The sequence below is a fragment of the Mitsuokella apri genome (genome assembly GCF_047974105.1).
Taxonomy (GTDB): Bacteria; Bacillota; Negativicutes; order Selenomonadales; family Selenomonadaceae; genus Mitsuokella.
Genome location: NZ_JBHYRS010000002.1, coordinates 148,426 through 169,368, shown reverse-complemented (window position 1 = coordinate 169,368; position 20,943 = coordinate 148,426). Strand labels below are relative to the sequence as shown.

Below are 20,943 nucleotides of genomic sequence, written 5' to 3'. Positions count from 1 at the left end.
ATGGCAGAAAATCAGCAGGAAACAGCATATGCCGAAGACATCAAGAGCATCAAAAAGGAGCTGCAGGAACTCCGCAAGGTCATCCGCTACCATAACAACCGCTATTATAATGAAGACAATCCGGAAATCTCCGATTACGAATACGACCAGCTCATGCTGCGCCTGAAGACGATTGAAGCCAAATATCCGGAGCTCATCACGAAAAATTCGCCGACGCAGGTTGTCGGCGGCAAGGCCCTGCGCACGGCCGGCGTACTCGTCAAACACGACGTGCCGATGCTCTCGCTGCAGGATGTCTTCAGCAAGGAAGAGATTTTTGCCTTTGTGCATGATCTGCAGCAGGAGCTCAAAGACCCGGAATTTGTCGTCGAAGAGAAGATTGACGGCCTCTCGATGGCCCTGCGCTACGAAAACGGCGAGCTCGTGCGCGCCATCACGCGCGGCGACGGCATCGTACAGGGCGAGGACGTCACGGAAAACGCCAAGGTCATCAAGGACGTTAAGAAAAAACTCAAGGACAAACTGCCGTACTTCGAGATTCGCGGCGAGGTCTACATGGAGAAGAAAGCGTTTGACGAAGTCAATGCCCGTCAGGAACTCTTAGGCCTCAAGCCCTTTGCCAATCCGCGCAACTGCGCGGCCGGCACCCTGCGCCAGCTCGACAGCCGCATCACGAAGGAACGCCATTTGTCGCTCTTCATCTTCAACCTGCAGACGGCAAGAGGCCGCGAATTTAAGACGCATACCGAAGCCTATGAATTCATGAAGAAACAGGGCATCAAGGTCATTCACGGCTATAAGGTCTGCCATACGGCCGAAGAAGTCTGGCAGGCCATTGAGGCCATCGGCGAGAACCGCGGCAATCTCGCCTATGACATCGACGGCGCAGTCGTCAAGCTCAACAGCCTCGCTGACCGCGAAAAACTCGGCGCAACGGCCAAAGTCCCGCGCTGGGCCATTGCCTATAAGTATCCGCCCGAAGAAAAAGAAACCGTCATCCGCAAAATCGAGCTTTCCGTCGGCCGCACGGGCCGCATCACACCGACAGCCGTCTTTGACCCGATCAGGCTCTGCGGCACGACGGTCGAGCGCGCGACGCTGCACAATCAGGATTTCATCGACAATCTCGGTGTACGTATCGGCGATACCGTGCGCGTCTATAAATCGGGCGAGATCATCCCGAAGATCAAGGAAGTCGTCAAGGAAAAGCGGCCGGAGGGCACGAAGCCCTTCGTCATCGGCACGACCTGCCCCGTATGCGGCGCACCTGCCGTGCGCGAGCCCGACACTTCGGACATCAAATGCCAGAATCCGAGCTGTCCCGCACAGCTTGAAAGCCATATCCTGAACTTCGTCGGCCGCGGCGCGATGGACATCAAGGGACTTGGCGAAGCCGCCATCCACGCCTTGATTGAAGAGGGCTATATCGAAAACATCGCGGACCTTTATACACTGAAGGACAAGCGCGATGAACTCATCGAGAAAGGCATCATCGGCAAGGAAAAGAACACCGATAAAGTGCTAAAAGCCATCGAGGACAGCAAGAAAAATGAACCGCAGCGCCTGCTCACAGGCTTCGGCATCCCCGGCATCGGCCGCACAGCCGCCCGCGAACTCATGCTGCACTTCGGCTCCATCGACAAGCTCAGCGAGGCCACAGAAGAAGACATCCTCGCCGTGCGCGACATGGGCGAAATCAGTGCGAGGGCCATCGTCAGCTACTTCCGCGACCCGAAAAGTCAGGAAATCCTCAAGGCCTTCCGTCAGGCAGGCGTCAATTTTGAGCTGGCAGACACGGGGCTCATCGATACAAAATTCGACGGACTGACTTTCGTCATCACCGGCACCCTGCCGACCATGAGCCGCAAAGACGCAGCGGCCCTTATCGAAAGTCACGGCGGCCGCGTCGCAGGCTCCGTGTCGAAAAAAACGAATTACCTCGTCGCAGGCGATGCGGCCGGCAGCAAACTTCAAAAAGCACAGGATTTAGGCGTGCCCGTGCTCGATGAAGAGGGGCTGCAGGCACTCATTGCCAAATAAACTGCACACGAAAAATACCTGCAAGGGAGCATATCAGAAGCTCCCTTGCAGGTATTTTTGAAGTTTGCGCTTTATTCCCCGAACAAGGGAGAGCGAAGCGAATCCCGCACAGCCTTCACGAAAAGCTGCTTCGAAGCCGGAACCCGAACCAACAGCGAAAAGAAAGAGACATGGAAGCGAACGCCGTGAGGGCAGGGGGCTGAGAAAAAGCGGAGCGTTCGTCTCGCTGCGTGAAGAACTTATTTTTTGCCAGCAAAAAACCTTGCAAAGGAGCGTTCGTCCAAACGAAGTGCGTTTAGCTCCTTTGCAAGGCTTCATTAAAAGGCAAAAAATAAGTTTAGCAGCAGACGCCGCGGAGCGCTTCTCAGCCCCCTGCCCATCTCGCCTTGCTCAACCTATCCCTCGTATCGTCCTCAGCGGAATACCTTTACGCGCTGGCTGATATCTTCCTTATCCTTCGGCTGTGGGTCTGCCGCAATACCGCCGAATGGCATCTGGGCGATGAGTTTCCACGAAGCCGGTACATTGAACATCTTCTTGACAGTCTCGTCAATGACCGGATTGTAATGCTGGAGATTCGCGCCGACATTGAGCTCGCGCAGGGCCGTCCAGATGCTGATCTGCAGCATGCCGTTTGCCTGCTGTGCCCAGATGGGGAAGTTCGGCGCATAAAGCGGGAATTTTTCCTGCAGGGCCTTGACGACATCTTCATCGTAGAAATACAGCAGCGTGCCGTAACCGGCCTTAAAGCTGTCAATCTTCTCGCGGGCAACTTTGCCGCCAAAAGCATCATAAATCGCATCCCAAAGCTCGCCCTGCTTAGCCTGCGTCACCACAATGACGCGCGCACTTTTCATATTGAAAGCATCCGGCACCAGCTCCGTCGTATTCTCGACAAGCTCAATGACCTTTGCCTCATCGACCGGCAGGTTCTTGTTGATATTGTAATACGTGCGGCGTTTTGCCAGCGATTCCTGAATACCCATAAAAATTTCCCCTTTTTTAAGATTCATTCTTAAAATAAAAATAATGTAACTTCTTTTATTTCAATGATACCAGACAAAAAAATAAAAGTCAATAACAAATGTTCGCTTGTATGATTCCCCGGTTGAATCCCATCCCCGGGCCTGATATAATAAAAAGTTGTCAGTACGAAAAACGGAAAAAGGGCAGGTGAGTTTTTTGAAGGAAGAAACAATCGAGAAAGTCAAAAAGGAGCTTGAAGGCTGGCAATATCTTGAAGAACTTCCAGAAACATGGCATGGCTTTACGAAACATTTGCTAGGCAGGCCCATCGACGATTGCTATGATATTTTCGCTTACAAAAGTCAGGAGCTTCACAAGAGTGCAACAGCGTATTTTCACGAAGAGACACACGAATACAAGCTGCGCATCAAGATTGGCCTGATTGAGCTCTGCCGCATCGAATTCATCACGGCGGATTTTTCTGTCTTTGAAAAACTCCTGCGCACACAGCTCGAGCAGCTGCTCTGCGACCTTTCGGAATTCAACCCCAAAAGCGTCAGCAGCATCGTGCGCGACAAGGAAATCCTGACTTGGGAAGCAGGCCGTGACCTGCCGGAGGAGCTCGAGGGCTTTTCCCTGTTTATTCGGCCCGAATATCCGGTCAAAATCAACAATGGCTCATATATCCTCATCGATTACGTCGACTTTTCCCTCGAGAGCAATGTAACAGTCTACTATAATATATACCGCGATGAATTTTTCAGTGAGGCGCGCATCTGGAACATTCCGGACGTCAATTACGATTTTGACTCGAATACGCTTTCGGAGCTTGAAGAACGCCTGCAGCGGTATCTCGTGCCGCGCCTGCGCGAAGTCCGCACGCGGGCTGAAAAAGAAGCAAAAGAGCGCGCAGCCCATGAAGCCGCACTGGCTGCCAGGGCAGAAAAAGTCCATGAAGCTGCGAAGCGTGCGGAAGATGCCGCTGCTAAGGAGCCTGAACGGCCTGAGGAGGAAACGAAATGATCCTTATTGATAAAGCCATCCTGCATATTCTCGACTTTCATTCGGGGGTCACGGTTTACTCCGACGAGCCCTTGACCGTGGCCGACAGCATTGAGACGTATCTTTTGAAGCACATCGAAAAGGCATGGAACAGTCAGGAAGCAAAGCCAGGCACTTTTTTCGATGACAGCGCGTTCAAGCAAAAAGTCGAGGCCTACAAAAAGGGCGAACTCGATTTTGTCGAGTTCAGCAAACAGATTGGCAAAACACTCGAAGATGCCTTCACGCATGCCGAGGAAATGGCCTCGTCCGATGTCCTCGTTGCCGAAGTGCGCATCAACGAAGCCCCGCAGCTCGCCATCCTGCGCAGCAACAGCCATATTGGCTTTACGCATCAGGTCAATCAGACCGAACACGGCATCAAGAACGAAATCATCAACCATTATTCGATTATGCCGAATATGACGCAGAAAGTCGACGAATTTGCCTTCATTGACCTTGCGACCATGGCTATCAAGACGGCTGCCAAAAAATACACGCTCGATGGCACGCCTGTTTACGTTTTCCCCGAAATGCTGCTTGAATGCAGTCTGACGCCCTCGCCGAAGGAGGCCATGAAGAACCTCAGCAAGGCCGCGGCCAAAGTCGCGGAAACGTTCGGTCAGGACAAAGTCGCGACCGAAGCCGCCGTCAAGAACTACGTGGCCGAAACCATGCAGCAGGGCGACAAGCTCGACCTCAGCGAGGCCGGCAAAGAGATTTTTCAGGACAATCCCGCCATGCAGCAGGAACTCGACACGGCCATCCGCGACGCCGGCATCACCGAGCCCGTGCAGATGGACCCCGAAGTCATGCTCAAAAAAGTCAGCCGCCACAAGCTCAAGACCGACACCGGCATCGAACTGACCATCCCGACCGACTACTTCGACAATACGGAGTTTGTCGAGTTCAACAACAACGACGACGGGACTCTTTCCATCACCTTGAAACATATCTCGAATATCGTCAATCGGGGATGATAAAGGTTTCGGGGCCGTTGGCAGGGGTGTCTAACGTTCCGCGTGGTCATTTGCGCCTGCTGCGCCGTGCTGTCTCTCGATACATCAATATGCGAAATATCCCAGTTCACACGAAAGAAGGGACGGGCTGTCTATAAGCGGAGCTTTGGCGGTTTGCGTAAAGAATTTATTTTTTGCCGACAAGAACCCTTGCGAAAGAGCGTCCGTCCAAACGAAGTGCGTTTAGCTCTTTCGTAAGGCTGCCATAAAAGGCAAAAAATAAATTTAGCAAATCGTCACGCGCAGCGTTAGACAGTCCGGCCCGTCTTTCCCTATGATGCATTTTCAACATATGAGGAACATCTATGCAAATTAATGGAGATATCCAAAACATCAAACAGTATATCGTGAAGAGACTTGAGGCCCTTTATGAGCTTTCAGTGCCGATTGGCCAGCTCTCGACGCATGAGCTGAATTTTGAGATGCTCGAGGTCACGAGGCTCCTCGGCCGTGAGGTCGCTGTGTACCTGAATCGTCAGGGCAAGGTCCTGCAGGTTTCAGTCGGCGACACGGCTACGGTGGATTTGCCGGAATTCAAGAGCCGGCGTGCTGAGGGGCGCCTTACGGGCATCCGCTGTATCCACACGCATCCAAGCGGCGACACGCGCCTCAGCGAACCCGACCTTTCCTCGCTGCGCCGTCTGCGCTTTGACTGCATGGCGGCTATCGGCTTTCGCGATGATAAAGAGGATGAAATCGTAGGTTCGCTTGGCTTTTTTACAGGGGACTGCGCGGAGGACGGCACGGAAAAACTCGGACAGGTCGGACCACTGCCGGAACGTGTGCTGCACGGCATCAATCTGACGTATCTCATCACGGTCGTCAATAAAAAACTCGCTGCCCGCCAGACAAAAACAACTGGTGAGGAAGAGGAGCGGGCGCTGCTCGCCGGCCTTGACTGCGGCAAAACGCTTTGGCCCATCGAAGAATCCATGGCCGAGCTCGAACGCCTCGCAGATACGGCCGGTGCCGTCATTGTCGGCAAGTTCATCCAGCGCCGTGAAAAGCCCGATGCAGCTTTCTTCCTCGGCCGCGGCAAGGTCTCGGAGATTGGCATGGAAGTGCAGAACCGCGACGCGACGCTGTTGATTCTCGACGATGAACTCACACCGTCGCAGCAGCACAATCTTGAGCAGATGCTCGGCATCAAGGTCATCGACCGCACGGCCCTGATCCTCGACATTTTTGCCCAGCGCGCCCATTCGCGTGAGGGCAAGCTGCAGGTCGAGCTCGCCCAGCTTCAGTACAATCTGCCGCGCCTCGGCGGGCAGGGACTCGTGCTCTCGCGCCTCGGCGGCGGCATCGGCACGCGCGGCCCCGGCGAGACAAAACTCGAAGTCGACCGACGCCGCATTTACGCACGCATCCACGACCTCGAAGCCCAGATTGACTCCGTACAGAAAAACCGCCATCTGCACCGCCGCCGCCGCAAACTCTCCCGCATCCCGCTCGTCGCCCTTGTCGGCTACACGAATGCGGGCAAATCCACGCTTTTGAACAAGCTAACGGGCTCCGACGTCTTTGCCGAGGACAAGCTCTTTGCAACCCTCGACCCGACCACGCGCCACCTCGTACTGCCCGAGAAGCAGGAAATTCTGCTGACCGATACCGTCGGCTTCATCCAGAAACTCCCGCATACCCTCGTCAAGGCCTTCCGCGCCACGCTTGAAGAAGTGCAGGAAGCGGATTTGCTTTTGCATGTCGTCGACTGCAGCAATGAAAATTACGAGCAGCAGATTGAATCCGTCGTCGAAGTTCTCAAAGAACTCGACGCCGTCGACAAGCCGATGCTTTACGTCTTTAACAAGTCCGACTGCCTGACTTCCAAAAATCAGCAGCTCGCCATGCTGCGCGGCCGCGAGGGCATCTGCGTTTCGGCAAAGACAGGGGAAAATCTCCTGGAGCTGCAGGAACTCATTGAACGCTTCTTCAGCGAGCAGCAGGTCAAGATGAACCTTCTGATTCCCTTTGCCGAAGGGCGCGTCCTGACCGAGCTTCATGAGCTCAACGCGGTCAGGGAAACCGAATACCGCGAAGACGGGACCTTCGTCAAAGTCAGTCTGCCGGCGTCGCAAAAAGAAAAGTTTGCTGCGTACAAGGTAGAAGAATAGGCATGCAGTATTTGTTCGAGGAAGAGAGGCGGCATGAAGAAGGGGGGAGCGAAGCAATCCCCGCACAGCTTTGCACGAACTCCCTTTGTTCCACGCACTTTCATAAAGGCTAGAACGTGCAAAGAAGTGAGGGAAGGGCTGGGCAGAAGCGGAGCGTTCGGTGTGCGGCGTGAAGAACTTATTTTTTGCCAGCCAAAACCCTTGCAGAGGAGCGTCGTTCAAACGAAGTGCGTTTAGCTCCCTGCAAGGATGCGTTAAAAGGCAAAAAATAAGTTTAGCCGCACACCGCCGCGGAGCTCTGCCCGGCCCTTCCCGCCTTCCCATCATCGACCGTTCCCAGTTTCATCGAACCCAACCCAACCCAATCCAATCTAATCTAATATATTGTGAGGTAATCATTTCATGTCCTTTTCGAAAAAAGTCATCGATCTCAAACGCGAGGTCCTCAAAGAATCCGAGCCGCTTTTTGCACATCTTGAGGATGTCGCCGAAGCCAATACGCTGAAAGTCCTCGACGCCATGCGCGAATGCCGCGTCTCAGACGCTCATTTCAACACGACGACGGGCTATGCCTATGACGATATCGGCCGCACGAAGCTCGAAGAACTCTACGCCAAGATTTTCGGTGCCGAACGCGCCCTCGTCCGCACGCAGTTCGTCTCCGGCACGCACGCTCTGGCCACGGTTCTTTTCGGCATCCTGCGCCCAGGCGATGAACTCGTCTCCCTTACGGGCAAGCCGTACGACACCATGCAGACCGTCATCGGCTACGACAACCCGAGCCCCGGCTCCTTAAAGGAATTCGGCGTGCTCTACAACGAGCTGCCCATGGTCGATGGCAAAGTCGATATGGAGCATATCAAAGATGTCATCACGGACAAGACGAAAATGGTCGAAATCCAGCGTTCGCGCGGCTACAGCATGCGCAATCCTCTCTCCATCGATGATATCCGCGCCATCACGAGCGAAGTGCACCGCATCAAGCCGGACTGCATCTGCTTTGTCGACAACTGCTACGGCGAATTCGTCGATTACGAGGAGCCGACGCAGGCCGGCGCCGACATCATGGCGGGCTCGCTTATCAAGAATCCGGGTGGCGGCCTTGCGCCGACCGGCGGCTACATCGTCGGCAAGGATAAACTCGTCGAACTCGCGTCCTACCGCCTGACGGCGCCGGGCATGGGCGATGAGCTCGGTGCGAGCCTCGCGAATAACCGCCTTCTCTTCCAGGGGCTCTTCCTCGCACCGCACGTTGTCATGCAGGCCATCAAAGGCGCGATTTTCGCTGCCGGCATGTTCGCAAAACTCGGCTACAAGACGCTGCCGCTGCCGACGGACGTGCGCGGAGATATCATTCAGGCCATCGAGCTCGGCAGTGATGACAAACTCATTGCTTTCTGCGGCGGCATTCAGAAATATTCGCCAGTCGACTCTTTCGCCGCGCCGGAGCCATGGGACATGCCGGGCTATGCCGACAAAATCATCATGGCAGCCGGCACATTCGTACAGGGTGCTTCCATCGAATTCAGCGCCGACGGTCCGCTGCGTGCACCCTACAACGTCTACCTGCAGGGTGGCCTGACGTTTGAACATGCCATGATTGGCATCATGGGCGCCGCTCAGGCCGTACTCGACGTCGACGAAAAATAACTATATAATATAAGCCTGTCATAACAGCAAAAGACTGCTCATCCAGAAAAGCTCAAACGGCGGACAAAGCCGTCAAGTCAATAAGCCCAAATGGAGAGCAGTCTTTTTTGTTTTTGAGGCAATATATTTCAGAGCCGGCGGTAAATCCCGATGACACGGCCAAGGATCACGCTGTCCACGGGACAGCGGCGCACCGTGATTCCGTCTCCGATTCTCGTGACCACAAGCTCGCCATCATCGGCAAATTCCTGCGGCGTGATGAAAAGCAGATCATCTTCCGAAATTCCTTCCTTTTCCATGCTGTCATCGGGCATGCTCATGGCAAACGTCTTTTTATGGGTGCCAAGCATCTCCTGCGGGAACGAAAACACGGCCCGGCTGTTCTGTTCGGAAAACAGCGCCGCCCCCTTATGACGCGGCGAAACCACCGGTACAGGTACATTCTGCCGCCAAGGACGCTCATCGAGAATATCGATGGCACGCGGCTTTGTCGGGTCGCGCTTGATCATGCCGTTTTCCTCAAGGCGCGTCAGATAGCCATGCACTGTCGAACTCGACTTCAGGCCAACGGCTTTGCCGATTTCCCGTACCGATGGAGGATATCCTTTCTCGAGCAGGAAAGCCTTGATGAATTGGAAAATCTCTTTTTGACGTTCGCTTGATTTTCTCGTCTTACGCATAATGCATCCCCCTCATATTCTTTTATTTATATTGTATTCTATCTTACTTCTTATTATATCATATGTATGTTCGCTTAGGAATGAAGTTTATGAAAATTGGCTGAAATCCTCTTAAGATTTTCTCATGTATATGAATCCAGCCGGGGATTTGACGAGTTCAGATGATAAAGTTATAATGCAGGGAGAGTCTCCTGCAAATGAGCACCGCATTTATACGTGCTAATAAAATAGGGGACAGATGGGGGATTGAAAAATTGAGATTCGGTAAAAAGTTTTATACCAGTCTGCTGAGCATGGTGCTGCTGCTTGTCTGGTCCGCGGTGGCCATGGCTGCGGCACCGGACATCACGGCTGATGCCGCGATTGTCATCGATGAGCGGACGGGGCAGGTCCTTTATGAGAAAAATGCGGACAAACGCGAATATCCGGCCAGCATGACAAAGATGATGACCTGCATCCTCGCCCTGGAAAAGGGCAGTCCGGACCAGATCATCACGGTCAGTGACAATGCTGCCAACGTCGAATGCACGCGCCTTTATCCGGGCTATGCCCTGCGCCTTGCCGACATCGAGCAGCAGATGATGATGATTTCCGACAACGGTGCGGCCACGGCCATCGGTGAAGCCATTGGCGGCAGTGAAGCAGGCTTTGCTGACATGATGAATGCCAAAGCTCAGGAAATCGGCGCAACAAACACGCATTTTGTCAATATGAACGGCATGCCGGACCCCGACCACTACTCGACGGCGCGTGACATGGCCAAGATTGCCGCTTATGGCATGAAGATGCCGGCGTTCCGCAAAATCGTGGGCACGAAGGAAAAACGACTCTATTATATCGCGCCGCAGGGGCACACAACTTACTGCGAAAACACGAACGAACTGCTTGACACATATGAAGGCTGCACGGGCATCAAGACGGGCTGGACCAGCGCCGCCCGTGGCTGCGTCAGTGCGGCAGCTTCGCGCGATGGACGCGAGCTCATCGCCGTGGTCATGCATTCCGATGACGATGAAACGCGCTTCAGTGAAGCAGCGGAGCTGTTGGATTATGGGTTTGCGCAGGAAGAGAATACAAACATAAAATAAGGCGGCAGTCGGACTAACTTTAACGTTCCGCGCAGCAGGCTGAAGCTTCACTTATAAAGTTAGTCCGACTGCCTTAGTTTCAGCAGGATCAGCAACAATGTGCATACACCTGCTATAATAGATGGAAGTTCGTGAGATATCAAAAAATGAGGAGGTTTTATGATGAATCCAATTAGCACTATCGATAAAGCTGTATATGAAAAGAAGCGCGATGAGGTGCTGCAGGCTGCAATTGCTTTTGATGCAGGCGATGCGAAACGCATCCAGCATCTCATCAAGGTTTACACGTATGCTGCCCTGATTGGCCGCGGGGAGCAGCTGCCGGAAGCCACGCAGCAGATGCTGGAACTTGCAGCGATTCTGCACGATATTGGCATTCACGCTGCCGAAGAAAAATACGGCAGTCCGGCTGGTATTTATCAGGAGAAGGAAGGGCCGGCACCGGCACGCGAACTGCTGCATAAGGTTTCCGGCATTCCGGAAGAAATGGTGGAGCGCATTGCGTACCTGATTGGCCATCATCATACATATAAAAACGTCGATGGTGCAGACTATCAGATTCTTTTGGAAGCCGATTTCCTTGTCAATGCTTATGAAGATAACCTCTCGGAAAAAGCACTGCTTTCCTTCCGCGAGAAGGTCTTCCGCACGCAGAGCGGCACGAAGCTGCTCAACACGATTTACGGCCTTAACTTACCGAGATGATACTGACAATACTACGGAAATGGAAATGATGGAATAAATGGAAGGAGGGGCAGGCATGATTCTGCAGGCACCTGTTACGAAGTACATCACGACAAACTGCTATATTTACGCGGACAATGACACGAAGCACGGTTTTCTCATCGACCCCGGAGCTCAGGCGAAGAAGCTCTTAGAACTCATTGAAGAAAAAGGGCTGACTATCGAAGCGATTCTGCTGACGCACGGCCATTTTGACCATATCGGCGCGGTAAGTGAGATTCAGGAACAGCTCAAAATTCCAGTTTACATGGGTGAGCAGGGCAGGCTCTATGCCGAGAATCCCGTCTGGAACCTCTCTGCGCAAACAGAGGAGCCCATCTTGCTGAAAGATGTCACGTACCTCAAAGACGGTTCGGTCATCCGTCTCAAGAATACGCCGTCTTTTCAGGTCAAGCTGATCAATCTTCCCGGTCATACAGCCGACGGTGTCATGTATTACGCCGAGGCCGATGGTGCGGCTTTTGTCGGCGATTCCATCTTTCAGGGCAGCTACGGCCGCACAGATTTATACGGCGGCGACGAGCAGGCACTTCTTGAAGGCATACGCACAAGGGTCCTGACGCTGCCCGACGATACACTGCTGCTGTCCGGCCATTCCGCGCCGACGACTGTGGCGGATGAAAAAGTCCGGCCATGGTATCAGGCTTGAACAGCAGCTGCCCTTCATAAAACCAGCATAGCAGGATAGATATATAATGATATAGATGTATAATGGAAAGGAACGATTTGCATGATTCAGGATATTGCCCCGAAAAAACTCGACAACCATTATAAACCGACGGCCGAGCCAAAAGATGACAGCGTCATCTTCTATTTCAAGGACCGCGACGTGCTCGTCCGCAGGGATGAAGGCAAGCTCTTCCCGACGTTTGCCCAGCTCGGCCGCCCGGAAGGCTGTGTCTATCTCTTTACCATCGGCAAGAAAGAATTTTTCCTGCTGCTCGGCGATACGGAGCCGCAGACTCCCGAAGGCTTCGATTTTGAGCCGATCCGGAGCATCCGCGAGAACAAAGAGGCCAAACTGCCGAGCTTCTACGCATTTTACACGGCGCTTCATCTGCGTGGCTGGTATCTGACCAACCGTTTCTGCGGTGTCTGCGGTCATGCGACGGTCCTCGATACAAAAGAACGCGCGCTGCGCTGCCCGAAATGCAACCATGTCATTTATCCGCGTATCAACCCGGCCATCATCGTCGGCGTCCTGCACAACGGCAGAATCCTTTTAACGCGCTATGCTGCCGGCCACAATGACACGACCGTCTACGCGCTGATTGCCGGCTTCACGGAAATCGGCGAAACCTTCGAAGAAACCGTAGCCCGCGAAGTCAAGGAAGAAGTCGGCCTCAAAGTCAAGAATATCCGCTACTACAAATCCCAGCCATGGGGCAGTGCCGCTGACATCCTCGCAGGCTTTTACTGCGACCTCGACGGTGACGATGCCATCGACATGGACAAAGACGAACTGAGCCGCGCATTCTGGGCCACACCGGAAGAAGTCATCCTGCAGCCGGACGACTGGAGCCTAACCAACGAAATGATGGCAAGATTCAAGAACGGCGAAAAATGCTGAAACAGCTGATACAGAGACGATAACAACAGTTCGATACATCACAGCAGCATATTTACAGATCCTGCAGCACATATCACGCAGGAGTATCATCAAATATGATATGTACTACTGTGCCATATAGAAGCACCATACAGAATATCTCATCAAATAACACAATACCTCATCAAATAACACAAAACTTATTCGGATGGGGTATTTTTATTGCTCAAATTACGTTACGGTAATATCGCGGCAGTATCGGTATTACTTGTATAATTCCTAAATTACCATGGTAATACCAATATTATTTGAGTAATACCTTGCTAAAGTTTCTTATCTGTTTTTCTGCGAAATATTTACTTCCGATAATTTATACTTATCGGAAGTAATATTATAAAGGTTTTATCGTATGATATCCTATGTACGCTAAAGCCTTATGTGATAATGTGTGAGAGGGTTTTTATTGTATTATTTTTGTCATGCTATACTATATCATGTTTTGCCGTTACAGTTTGACTTCCCCTAGCCTTTGTATTACAATGTATTACAAGGGAGGGATTATTATGACTGTATCGGTTCGTTTAAATGACGATGACGCCATGCTTTTCCGCAAATATGCTGATATGAACGGTCTCTCCATGTCGGAGCTGGTACGCCGTTCTGTCATGGAACGCATTGAAAACGACTTCGATATGAAATGCTATGAAAAAGCCATGAAAGAATACCGTGAACATCCCGATGAAACCTACACCCTTGATGAGGTCGAAAAGGAGTTGGGACTCGCTTGAGCTATCATGTGCTCTTTACGCCAGCTGCAAAAAAAGCATTGAAGAAAATGGACCGCCATACTGCTGCCCTGATTCTCGGCTGGATCCGCAAGAATCTGGAAGGCTGCGAGAATCCACGCCAGCATGGCAAGGGACTCACGGCCAACCATAGCGGCGAATGGCGCTATCGTGTCGGAGACTATCGCCTGATTGCAGACATTCAGGAAGAACGTGTCGTCATTCTAATGCTCCATATCGGACATCGCCGGGAAATCTATTCCTGACTCAAGAGGTGCCAGCTTATGGCATCTCTTTTTTATGTCTATTTTCGGCTGCCGGGCTTCTGCAAGAACACTTCGAGGTTTTCAATAGACTGCAGCTCTTGCTTTTTCTCATTTTATCCGCTAAACTAAAATTAACCTGATTGATTTCTATAATTGATTTCTATAATTTCATATGAATTAGGAGTGATTTTATGCGCAACAGTGCATCCGCAAATGAATGCTATTTGGAATGCTATCCGAGTACGAAATCGATCCTGAAACAGGAATTTTATGTCTATGAAATCAAACGTTTGTATACGGACCGCCTAGTCAATCTCATTTCTCTCGCCCGCGCGATTACAGGATGTATTAATCGTAATGTACCCACGTGCTTTGCCTGCACAGATGATACATTTATTTATACGAAGGTTCCCTTACCCGCTTATTGGCTTAAAGGAGAAAATGGCACGAAAGTACGCGAATCTTATTGCCAGTACGAATTGATATTAAAAGAAACCACGAAAATTCCCTTCTCGAATACGGCAGTCTATGATGCCTATATCTCCCTTTTAATACTGCGAAAACTAGCCCGTTTCACTGCCTCAACCGGATTTTTTGCCAATAAAAACCAAAAGAAATATTTTGTGAAGAACGATGAACTTCATACAGCTTATCTCTACCATCTGCCCAACAAAGCTGGTGAAATCGTCTATGGACACATCACAGATACATCGTATAACGAGGCAGATGTAAATGCCCCGCATGATGTCAGAGAAAAGAAACGGCAAAATTATAAGATTATCTTAGGAAGGTGCTTTTCCATCCAACCGTCTATCCGTATGGATGGTTTCTTTACCGTTTCCCTTACATCAAAAACCGAATATTTAAGCAAGCAGTCTTTTTATCACATCTCGAAAAAAGATGGGATCTCCCCAGAAAAATTTATCGGACGGGAAGCAAAATACCGTTTGTCTACGGGGCTTTCACAGACCGGCATCATTGTATCGGAAAAAGAATACTGTGCGGCCAACCCTGGAAAAAATCCACAGGAAGATGCTTCTGTAACAGCCACAAAGAATTATCTGCGTCAACGATATTCAAGATGCAAAGAAGTGCAAAAGGCTGTCCAAAACAGTCCAGCTGATGATTTTATCTTATACGTGCGTCTCAATGCCCATACAGTATGCCAGTATCTGGCTTCGACGCTTCATCCTATCTTAACCACAGAATATGTCGCTGAAAATTTCAAAAAATTTAGTAAGGCATCGGTGAAATACATGCGGTTGGAAATGGATAAACGCATTGCACTGGATCGCGAAGTAATCACAGACATTGGCGAGCTTTCCGAGCTCGGACAGGGAGTGAAGTTGTCTGCTATCCCCTGCTCTGCTGCTGATATCGGCTATGCCAACAGCATCATGGCAACACCACGACTGCGAATTGGCAATCAAAAAATTATATTGGCCGAGATGAAGCAAAAAGAAAGCCTGTTTCAAAAAAATTGTGGTTATTATTCCATTCCACAAAGATTAAAGGACCCCCAAAAGACCAACCTGCGCATCAATATTCTGGGAGATGCAAAACAATTTACGGAAGAACAGCTGCTGGATGCTCTGCGTTATCTTTATCAATACGGCGGTATGCGCCACTGTTCCCCTGCATTTTCCGTCAGGGGTGAACAAGGTGCCTGGTTTAGGCCCAAGGCCTATGTTGAAGATTACCATCAAAAGTACGGCATCAACGCTATTCTAAAAAAAATCCATGAGATGAATCAAGATGCAGAAACAGATTTAAATTTGATTGTTCTGAATGCAAACGACCCCTATCTTCCTGCAGACCTTCATGACCGGATTAAGAAGGATTTGGCCTCAACAGCCATGCCGTCACAAATGGTCAATGACCATACCATCAAAGAGCTGTTAAAAGATTATTCTCTGCAAAAGAAGCGGGGAATAGTTCAAAAGAATGGCATAAGCAATAGCAGTCTTCGTTACACCGCTTACAATCTCATCATGCAGATGATGGCAAAACTCGGCTGCGTCCCAGCTGTTTTCCATGAGCCTTTGCCCGGAAACATCGATATGATTTTAGGGCTGGATGTCGGTATGGCGGCAAAAGGCATTCATTATCCGGGATGCTCGGTTATTTTGGATGGGCATGGCAATTATTTAGGCTCATATGCACCGGAACGAGCGCAGACAGGCGAGAAAATCCCAGCTAAGATACTTGAAGAAATATTTGACCGTTCGCTGCTCTGCTATGAAGAGAAGATTGGCAGTTTCCCAAAAGGCATCATCATCATGCGGGATGGATTCTCGAACGAAGATGATGATTTTTATGCACAGTATTTTGGCGAGCGGGAAATCCGCTATGACATTGTAGAAGTGCGTAAGCAGGCAGGAACGCGCCTTGCCAAAGGCATGCATCAAAACGAGCAGCTGCAGTTTGCCAATCCCGATATCGGCACGGCGCTGATAAAAGGAGAAGAAGGATATATCGTTACGACGAAGAGTAATGGCCGCTTTGGTGCGCCCCGTCCCTTAAAAATCGTTCATTCAGCCGGCAGTCTGCCCATGGATACCATCATGCAGATCTGCTACAGTCTCACCAAGAATTATCCCGGCAGCATGCAGAATATAAGACTCCCCCTGCCAACCTATATTGCAGATCAAATTTGCAAGGCTTATGACCGGATCCCGCACGGGGCCATTACAGACCAGAATTTCTTTATGTAGAGTGATCTTTGCGTACTTTGCGCAATACCATGAATATAAAAGCGGCACATCCCCATATATAAAGGGATGTGCCGTTTTTGATTTTCTTACTTGTGCACTTTTAGACGCCGGTATTACTCTTCCTCGGGATATTTCATGCCCCAGTCCTGACGGATCTTGGTCATGAGGGCCATGACGTCGACGGTATAGTCGAGGTGCATGTAGTCTTTTTCGCCGGCAACGGTGCGTTCCATGTCTTCAACTTCGTAGCACAGGGCGTTTTCGGTCTCGCCGGCGATGATTTCTTCCTTATGGCCGTCTTCGGTCCAGGTGATCATAGCCTTGTCGCCGCGCGGATATTCCATGAGCTCGACATAGGCCTTGTCAAAGGAAATCATGCCGCGCTTCGGCTGTTTGGCATGCAGTGAGAGCATGACCGTGGCCATTTCGTTTTCGTCGTTCTTCAGGAGAATGCTCGCCTGCTCGTCGACGCCGGTCGGCGCGTAAAGGACCTGCGAGGAAATTTCCTTCGGACTCGAGCTCATGAACCAGCGCACAAAGGAAAGTGCGTAGACGCCGATGTCGAGCATGGCGCCGCCGGCGAGGCTGCGGTTGAAGAAGCGGTTTTTCATATCGTAGGGCTTGTAGCTGCCAAAATTCATCGTCATGAGGCGCAGCGGACCAAAGTCGCCGTTTTGGATGCGCTTGCTGAGCTCGCGGTAGATCGGCATATGGTAAATCGTCTGGGCTTCGGCGAGCACGAGATGATTCTTCATGGCGAGGTTTACAGCTTCTTCGAGCTCGTAGTAGTTGAGCGTGATTGACTTCTCGCAGAGCACGTGCTTGCCGGCCGCGAGTGCCTGACGCAGGTACTTGATATGCGTGTTATGCGGCGTCGATATGTAGACGATATCGACCTCAGGGTCCTTGAAGATGTCCTCGGGCTGGTCATAAACCTTCGGGATTCCGTACTGCTCGGCAAATTTCACGGCTTTTTCGTGCGTGCGGTTGCCCACGCCGTAGAGATTGCCCCCGAGCTTCTGCATGGCCTCGGCCAGCTGATGGCCGATGACGCCGCAGCCGAGCGTAGCCCATTTATACTGAACTGCCATAAAAATATCCCCCTTCTTACTATATCCCGCTGTTGCCTGTGTTTCGGCGGTCTGTCGAAACAGACTATAAAACTATATTTCCTATTTCGCGAAAAAAGTGCGAAATCCTGCTAAAAATCGTCAATAGTTTAGCGTTCTTCTAATCTCCGCACCTTAAAATATTCTTCAAATCCGTATTAAAACGTTGAAACGAAGGTGTTATCTATGTCCGTATCCTTAGCCGGCATCCTGAATACAATCCAGCATGGCGGCCCCAAAATGACAGCCGTCATCTACATAACGGCTCAAATCCTCGGCATCATTGTCTTAAGCTATGTTTTTAAGGGCATCGTCTATCTCGTCAGCCACTATACGAGGGTTCCCGAACATGTCCTGAACCACGTCGTACGCTTCATGCCTTTTATGACGGGCATCTGCGCCGGCATTTACGCGGCCAATGCCTTTATGGAGCTGCCGACGTTCATCAAGAATCATATGGAGATGCTGTTTTACAATGCCGTGGCCATCACGCTGACGCTGTTTATCGCGCATCTCATCTCGGCTTTTCTGCAGTATAAGCTTGTCAACAGCAACGCCGAGAATTCGTCGACGTCCATTCTCGGCACGCTCATCAATATCTTTGTCTACGCGTCCGGCGTGGTCCTGATTCTCCATGCCCACGGCATCTCGATTTCTCCTCTGCTCACGGCCATGGGCGTCGGCGGTATCGCGTCGGCCCTCGCGCTGCAGGATACCCTCGCCAATCTGTTTTCGGGCATCATGACGCTCATTTCGAGGCAGATTCGCATTGGCGACTACATCAAGCTGTCGACCGGCGCGACGGGCCGCGTCACGGATATGAACTGGCGCAATACGACCATGCGCACGCCCACGGGCAACCTCATCATCATCCCGAACAAGACAGTCGCCACCTCGATGCTGACGAATTACGAGCAGCCGCTCGCGGAATGCACGATTTCCATCCCGCTGACGATTGTCTACGGCAGCGACCTCGGCAAAGTCGAGGAAGTCACCGTCGCCACGGCCCAAAAGGTCCTCGACAAGAGCCAGTACGGCGTCACGGGCTTCAAGCCGGCCGTCCGCTTTACAGAGCTCGGCGAATACGGCATTTCGTTTTCGGTCGTTTTGCGCATCAAAAATGCCGTCGACGAAGCCAAACTGCGTCATCAGTTCATCAAGGCCATTTACCGCTGCTATCAGGCAAACAACATCCAGCTGCTTCAGCGCCAGCCCTGATTTTCTGCGGGAATTTCATATTGCTATCATATATACATATATATAGGAAAGGAACAAGCAAACAACCATGCCATTTTCTTTTGACAATCTCATTCACGAGGTCCAATACGGCGGCCCTCATGTCCATTTTGCCGTCTTCATCATCTGCCAGATTGTCGGCATTATCCTGCTGCATTATATCTTTCGCGGCATCACGTACCTCATCAACCGCTATACAAAAATGCCGGAGGATGTTCTCAGGCATATCACGCGCTTCATGCCCACGATGGTCGGCATCTGCTGCGGCATTGCCGTGGCTGACAATATCATGGATTTGCCGGATTTCGTCAAGCCGCATATGCAGATGGTCTTTTTCAACGCCCTGACTCTGACGATTACGCTGTTCATCGCGCATCTCGTCTCGGCTTTTCTGCAGTATAAACTCAGCAACAGCAATACGCGCAACGGCTCGACCTCGATTCTCGCGACCGTCATCAACGTCGGCGTCTACGCCATCGGCATCATCCTGATTCTCGACGCCCACGGCATCTCGATTTCCCCGCTGCTCACGGCTTTAGGCGTCGGCGGTCTTGCTTCGGCACTCGCCCTGCAGGATACCCTCGCGAATCTGTTCTCGGGCATCACGACGCTCGTTTCCAAGCAAATCCGCATTGGCGACTACATCAAACTGAACAAAGACGCCTCGGGCCGCGTCATCGACATGAACTGGCGCAACACGACACTGCGCACCTCCACGGGCAACACGATTATCGTGCCGAACAAGAGCATCGCCGCCTCGACACTCATGAACTACGAACAGCCCCTCGCCGAATGCACAATTGCCATTCCCCTGACCATCACCTACGGCAGCGACCTCGAACACGTCGAAGCCGTGACCCTCGCCACGGCCCGCCACATCCTCGACAACAGCCAGTACGGCGTCACCGGCTTCGAGCCGGCCGTCCGCTACAAAGAACTCGGCGAATACGGCATCTCCTTCGACGTCGTCCTGCGCATCAAAAACGTTGTCGACGAAGGCGTACTCAAACATCAGTTCATCAAGGCCATCTACCAGACGTATCAGAACGAAAACATCCACTTGCTCGAACGCACAGCCTAAATCATGCATCCTGCCTAAACGCATAAAAAGACCGGCAGTCCTGTCAAAAAAAGACAGAGTCTGCCGGTTTTTTTTCGCCTCATGAGAATCTGTAAGAGTAACCAGCGAAGAACTTACGAAATTCCCTTACGCTTCTTCGCCTTGTCGATAAGAGTCTCCGCTTCCGCAAAAGCCTGCGGCAAATAATCCTCCTCCCATTCGCGCCCCTTCTTCTCCTGCGCCTTGATTTCCTTCCACTCCGTCAAAGGACGGCCGTTTTCATCGAGCATCGGCTCATGAAACACATGCGGATGACGCCGAATCATTTTCGCAGACACCGTCTCCGCCACATCAGCCAAAGAAAAAAGCCCCTCTTCCTCCGCTAACTGCGCATGAAACACCACCTGCAGCAAAAGATCGCCGAGCTCCTCCTTGAGATTTTCGTCCTTGCCCGTATCCTTGAGGATATCAATGCCCCCAAGCACCTCCGCTGCCTCCTCAATGCAGGCCGGTTTCAAACTCTCATGCGTCTGCGCACGGTCCCAAGGACATCCATTTTCCGAACGCAGCCGCGCCACAATCTTTTTAAGCCGAATGACAGACTCCAACGTAATTTTATCGTTTCCTTCCATATAATATAATCCCTTTCTTTTCCAAAGTCCGTAATCCCAGAGCTGGCAGTAAGGGGAAGCGGGCTGGCACGAGCGGAGCGTTCGGCCGCCTGCGTCAAGAACTTATTTTTTGCCTGCCAGAACCCTTGCGAGGGAGCGTCCGTCCAAACGAAGTGCGTTTAGCTCCCTGCAAGGCTGAATTAAAAGGCAAAAAATAAGTTTAGCAGCCGGCCGCCGCGCAGCGACGCCAGCCCGCTTCCCCGCCTTCCCTTCT

18 protein-coding genes are annotated in these 20,943 nt (G+C 51.6%); 14 read left to right on the top strand and 4 right to left on the bottom strand.

Annotated elements, in window-relative coordinates:
* Positions 1-2,040 (top strand): NAD-dependent DNA ligase LigA, encoded by a 2,040-nt coding sequence (ligA, locus tag ACE419_RS03780; RefSeq protein ID WP_435721061.1) that lies wholly within the window; start codon positions 1-3, stop codon positions 2,038-2,040.
* Positions 2,041-2,453: 413 nt separating this feature from the next.
* Here ligA and ACE419_RS03775 read toward each other — a convergent pair whose 3' ends face one another.
* A complete protein-coding gene (locus tag ACE419_RS03775) occupies positions 2,454-3,026 on the bottom strand; it encodes a nitroreductase family protein (protein WP_435721060.1) in 573 nt (190 codons plus the stop codon).
* Between the two features lie 196 nt (positions 3,027-3,222).
* Here ACE419_RS03775 and ACE419_RS03770 point away from each other — a divergent pair, with 196 nt between their 5' ends.
* The 4 genes from ACE419_RS03770 to ACE419_RS03755 all read left to right on the top strand — a co-directional run bounded on the left by ACE419_RS03770 (position 3,223) and on the right by ACE419_RS03755 (position 8,827).
* On the top strand, positions 3,223-4,029 hold the full coding sequence (locus tag ACE419_RS03770; RefSeq protein WP_435721059.1) for a hypothetical protein: 807 nt from the start codon (positions 3,223-3,225) through the stop codon (positions 4,027-4,029).
* On the top strand, positions 4,026-5,027 hold the full coding sequence (locus ACE419_RS03765) for a nucleoid-associated protein (protein WP_435721058.1): 1,002 nt from the start codon (positions 4,026-4,028) through the stop codon (positions 5,025-5,027). Before ACE419_RS03770 ends, ACE419_RS03765 begins: the two co-directional genes overlap by 4 nt.
* 344 nt (positions 5,028-5,371) lie before the next feature.
* On the top strand, positions 5,372-7,177 hold the full coding sequence (hflX, locus tag ACE419_RS03760) for a GTPase HflX (RefSeq protein ID WP_435721057.1): 1,806 nt from the start codon (positions 5,372-5,374) through the stop codon (positions 7,175-7,177).
* Between the two features lie 402 nt (positions 7,178-7,579).
* Positions 7,580-8,827: a methionine gamma-lyase family protein gene (locus tag ACE419_RS03755; RefSeq protein ID WP_432646672.1), complete on the top strand. Its 1,248-nt coding sequence runs from the start codon at positions 7,580-7,582 to the stop codon at positions 8,825-8,827.
* A 128-nt stretch (positions 8,828-8,955) separates the two neighbouring features.
* On the opposite strand, the gene lexA is transcribed toward ACE419_RS03755, so the two are convergent.
* Complete coding sequence (gene lexA, locus ACE419_RS03750) at positions 8,956-9,507, bottom strand: transcriptional repressor LexA (protein ID WP_432646671.1); 552 nt, start codon at positions 9,505-9,507, stop codon at positions 8,956-8,958.
* Positions 9,508-9,761: 254 nt separating this feature from the next.
* On the opposite strand from lexA, the gene ACE419_RS03745 reads away from it, so the two are divergent.
* The 7 genes from ACE419_RS03745 (at position 9,762) to ACE419_RS03715 (ending at position 16,653) form a co-directional block, all read left to right on the top strand.
* Entirely contained in the window at positions 9,762-10,595 is an 834-nt protein-coding gene (locus ACE419_RS03745) for a D-alanyl-D-alanine carboxypeptidase family protein (protein ID WP_432646670.1), read from the top strand.
* 159 nt (positions 10,596-10,754) lie between these two features.
* On the top strand, positions 10,755-11,300 hold the full coding sequence (locus ACE419_RS03740) for an HD domain-containing protein (RefSeq protein ID WP_435721056.1): 546 nt from the start codon (positions 10,755-10,757) through the stop codon (positions 11,298-11,300).
* 55 nt (positions 11,301-11,355) lie between these two features.
* Complete coding sequence (locus ACE419_RS03735; RefSeq protein WP_432646668.1) at positions 11,356-11,988, top strand: MBL fold metallo-hydrolase; 633 nt, start codon at positions 11,356-11,358, stop codon at positions 11,986-11,988.
* An 81-nt stretch (positions 11,989-12,069) separates the two neighbouring features.
* A complete protein-coding gene (gene nudC, locus ACE419_RS03730; RefSeq protein WP_432646667.1) occupies positions 12,070-12,909 on the top strand; it encodes an NAD(+) diphosphatase in 840 nt (279 codons plus the stop codon).
* 542 nt (positions 12,910-13,451) lie between these two features.
* On the top strand, positions 13,452-13,676 hold the full coding sequence (gene relB, locus ACE419_RS03725; RefSeq protein ID WP_432646666.1) for a type II toxin-antitoxin system RelB family antitoxin: 225 nt from the start codon (positions 13,452-13,454) through the stop codon (positions 13,674-13,676).
* Positions 13,673-13,939 carry a type II toxin-antitoxin system RelE family toxin gene (locus ACE419_RS03720; RefSeq protein ID WP_432646665.1) on the top strand — a complete coding sequence of 89 codons (267 nt, stop codon included), beginning with the start codon at positions 13,673-13,675 and terminating at the stop codon, positions 13,937-13,939. The genes relB and ACE419_RS03720 overlap by 4 nt, the downstream gene beginning before the upstream one ends.
* Positions 13,940-14,130: 191 nt before the next feature.
* Positions 14,131-16,653: a Piwi domain-containing protein gene (locus tag ACE419_RS03715; RefSeq protein WP_432646664.1), complete on the top strand. Its 2,523-nt coding sequence runs from the start codon at positions 14,131-14,133 to the stop codon at positions 16,651-16,653.
* 113 nt (positions 16,654-16,766) lie between these two features.
* Here the strand turns inward: ACE419_RS03715 and ACE419_RS03710 are convergent, their stop codons facing one another.
* The gene (locus tag ACE419_RS03710) at positions 16,767-17,744 is read right to left on the bottom strand and encodes a Gfo/Idh/MocA family protein (protein ID WP_435721055.1); all 978 of its coding nucleotides are present in this window, start codon (positions 17,742-17,744) and stop codon (positions 16,767-16,769) included.
* A 204-nt stretch (positions 17,745-17,948) separates the two neighbouring features.
* On the opposite strand from ACE419_RS03710, the gene ACE419_RS03705 reads away from it, so the two are divergent.
* A complete protein-coding gene (locus ACE419_RS03705) occupies positions 17,949-18,980 on the top strand; it encodes a mechanosensitive ion channel family protein (RefSeq protein WP_432646662.1) in 1,032 nt (343 codons plus the stop codon).
* 67 nt (positions 18,981-19,047) lie between these two features.
* On the top strand, positions 19,048-20,079 hold the full coding sequence (locus ACE419_RS03700; protein WP_432646661.1) for a mechanosensitive ion channel family protein: 1,032 nt from the start codon (positions 19,048-19,050) through the stop codon (positions 20,077-20,079).
* Positions 20,080-20,192: 113 nt separating this feature from the next.
* Here ACE419_RS03700 and ACE419_RS03695 read toward each other — a convergent pair whose 3' ends face one another.
* Positions 20,193-20,690: a MazG nucleotide pyrophosphohydrolase domain-containing protein gene (locus ACE419_RS03695; RefSeq protein ID WP_435721054.1), complete on the bottom strand. Its 498-nt coding sequence runs from the start codon at positions 20,688-20,690 to the stop codon at positions 20,193-20,195.
* Between the last annotated feature and the right edge of the window lie 253 nt (positions 20,691-20,943).

Bases quoted from the DNA above. Each gene is read 5' to 3' on its own strand.
- ACE419_RS03705 (WP_432646662.1), top strand. From the start codon at position 17,949: ATGTCCGTATCCTTAGCCGGCATCCTGAATACAATCCAGCATGGCGGC.
- ligA (WP_435721061.1), top strand. From the start codon at position 1: ATGGCAGAAAATCAGCAGGAAACAGCATATGCCGAAGACATCAAGAGC.
- ACE419_RS03765 (WP_435721058.1), top strand. From the start codon at position 4,026: ATGATCCTTATTGATAAAGCCATCCTGCATATTCTCGACTTTCATTCG.
- nudC (WP_432646667.1), top strand. From the start codon at position 12,070: ATGATTCAGGATATTGCCCCGAAAAAACTCGACAACCATTATAAACCG.
- ACE419_RS03700 (WP_432646661.1), top strand. From the start codon at position 19,048: ATGCCATTTTCTTTTGACAATCTCATTCACGAGGTCCAATACGGCGGC.
- hflX (WP_435721057.1), top strand. From the start codon at position 5,372: ATGCAAATTAATGGAGATATCCAAAACATCAAACAGTATATCGTGAAG.
- relB (WP_432646666.1), top strand. From the start codon at position 13,452: ATGACTGTATCGGTTCGTTTAAATGACGATGACGCCATGCTTTTCCGC.
- ACE419_RS03740 (WP_435721056.1), top strand. From the start codon at position 10,755: ATGATGAATCCAATTAGCACTATCGATAAAGCTGTATATGAAAAGAAG.
- ACE419_RS03755 (WP_432646672.1), top strand. From the start codon at position 7,580: ATGTCCTTTTCGAAAAAAGTCATCGATCTCAAACGCGAGGTCCTCAAA.
- lexA (WP_432646671.1), bottom strand. From the start codon at position 9,507: ATGCGTAAGACGAGAAAATCAAGCGAACGTCAAAAAGAGATTTTCCAA.
- ACE419_RS03735 (WP_432646668.1), top strand. From the start codon at position 11,356: ATGATTCTGCAGGCACCTGTTACGAAGTACATCACGACAAACTGCTAT.
- ACE419_RS03695 (WP_435721054.1), bottom strand. From the start codon at position 20,690: ATGGAAGGAAACGATAAAATTACGTTGGAGTCTGTCATTCGGCTTAAA.
- ACE419_RS03775 (WP_435721060.1), bottom strand. From the start codon at position 3,026: ATGGGTATTCAGGAATCGCTGGCAAAACGCCGCACGTATTACAATATC.
- ACE419_RS03715 (WP_432646664.1), top strand. From the start codon at position 14,131: ATGCGCAACAGTGCATCCGCAAATGAATGCTATTTGGAATGCTATCCG.
- ACE419_RS03710 (WP_435721055.1), bottom strand. From the start codon at position 17,744: ATGGCAGTTCAGTATAAATGGGCTACGCTCGGCTGCGGCGTCATCGGC.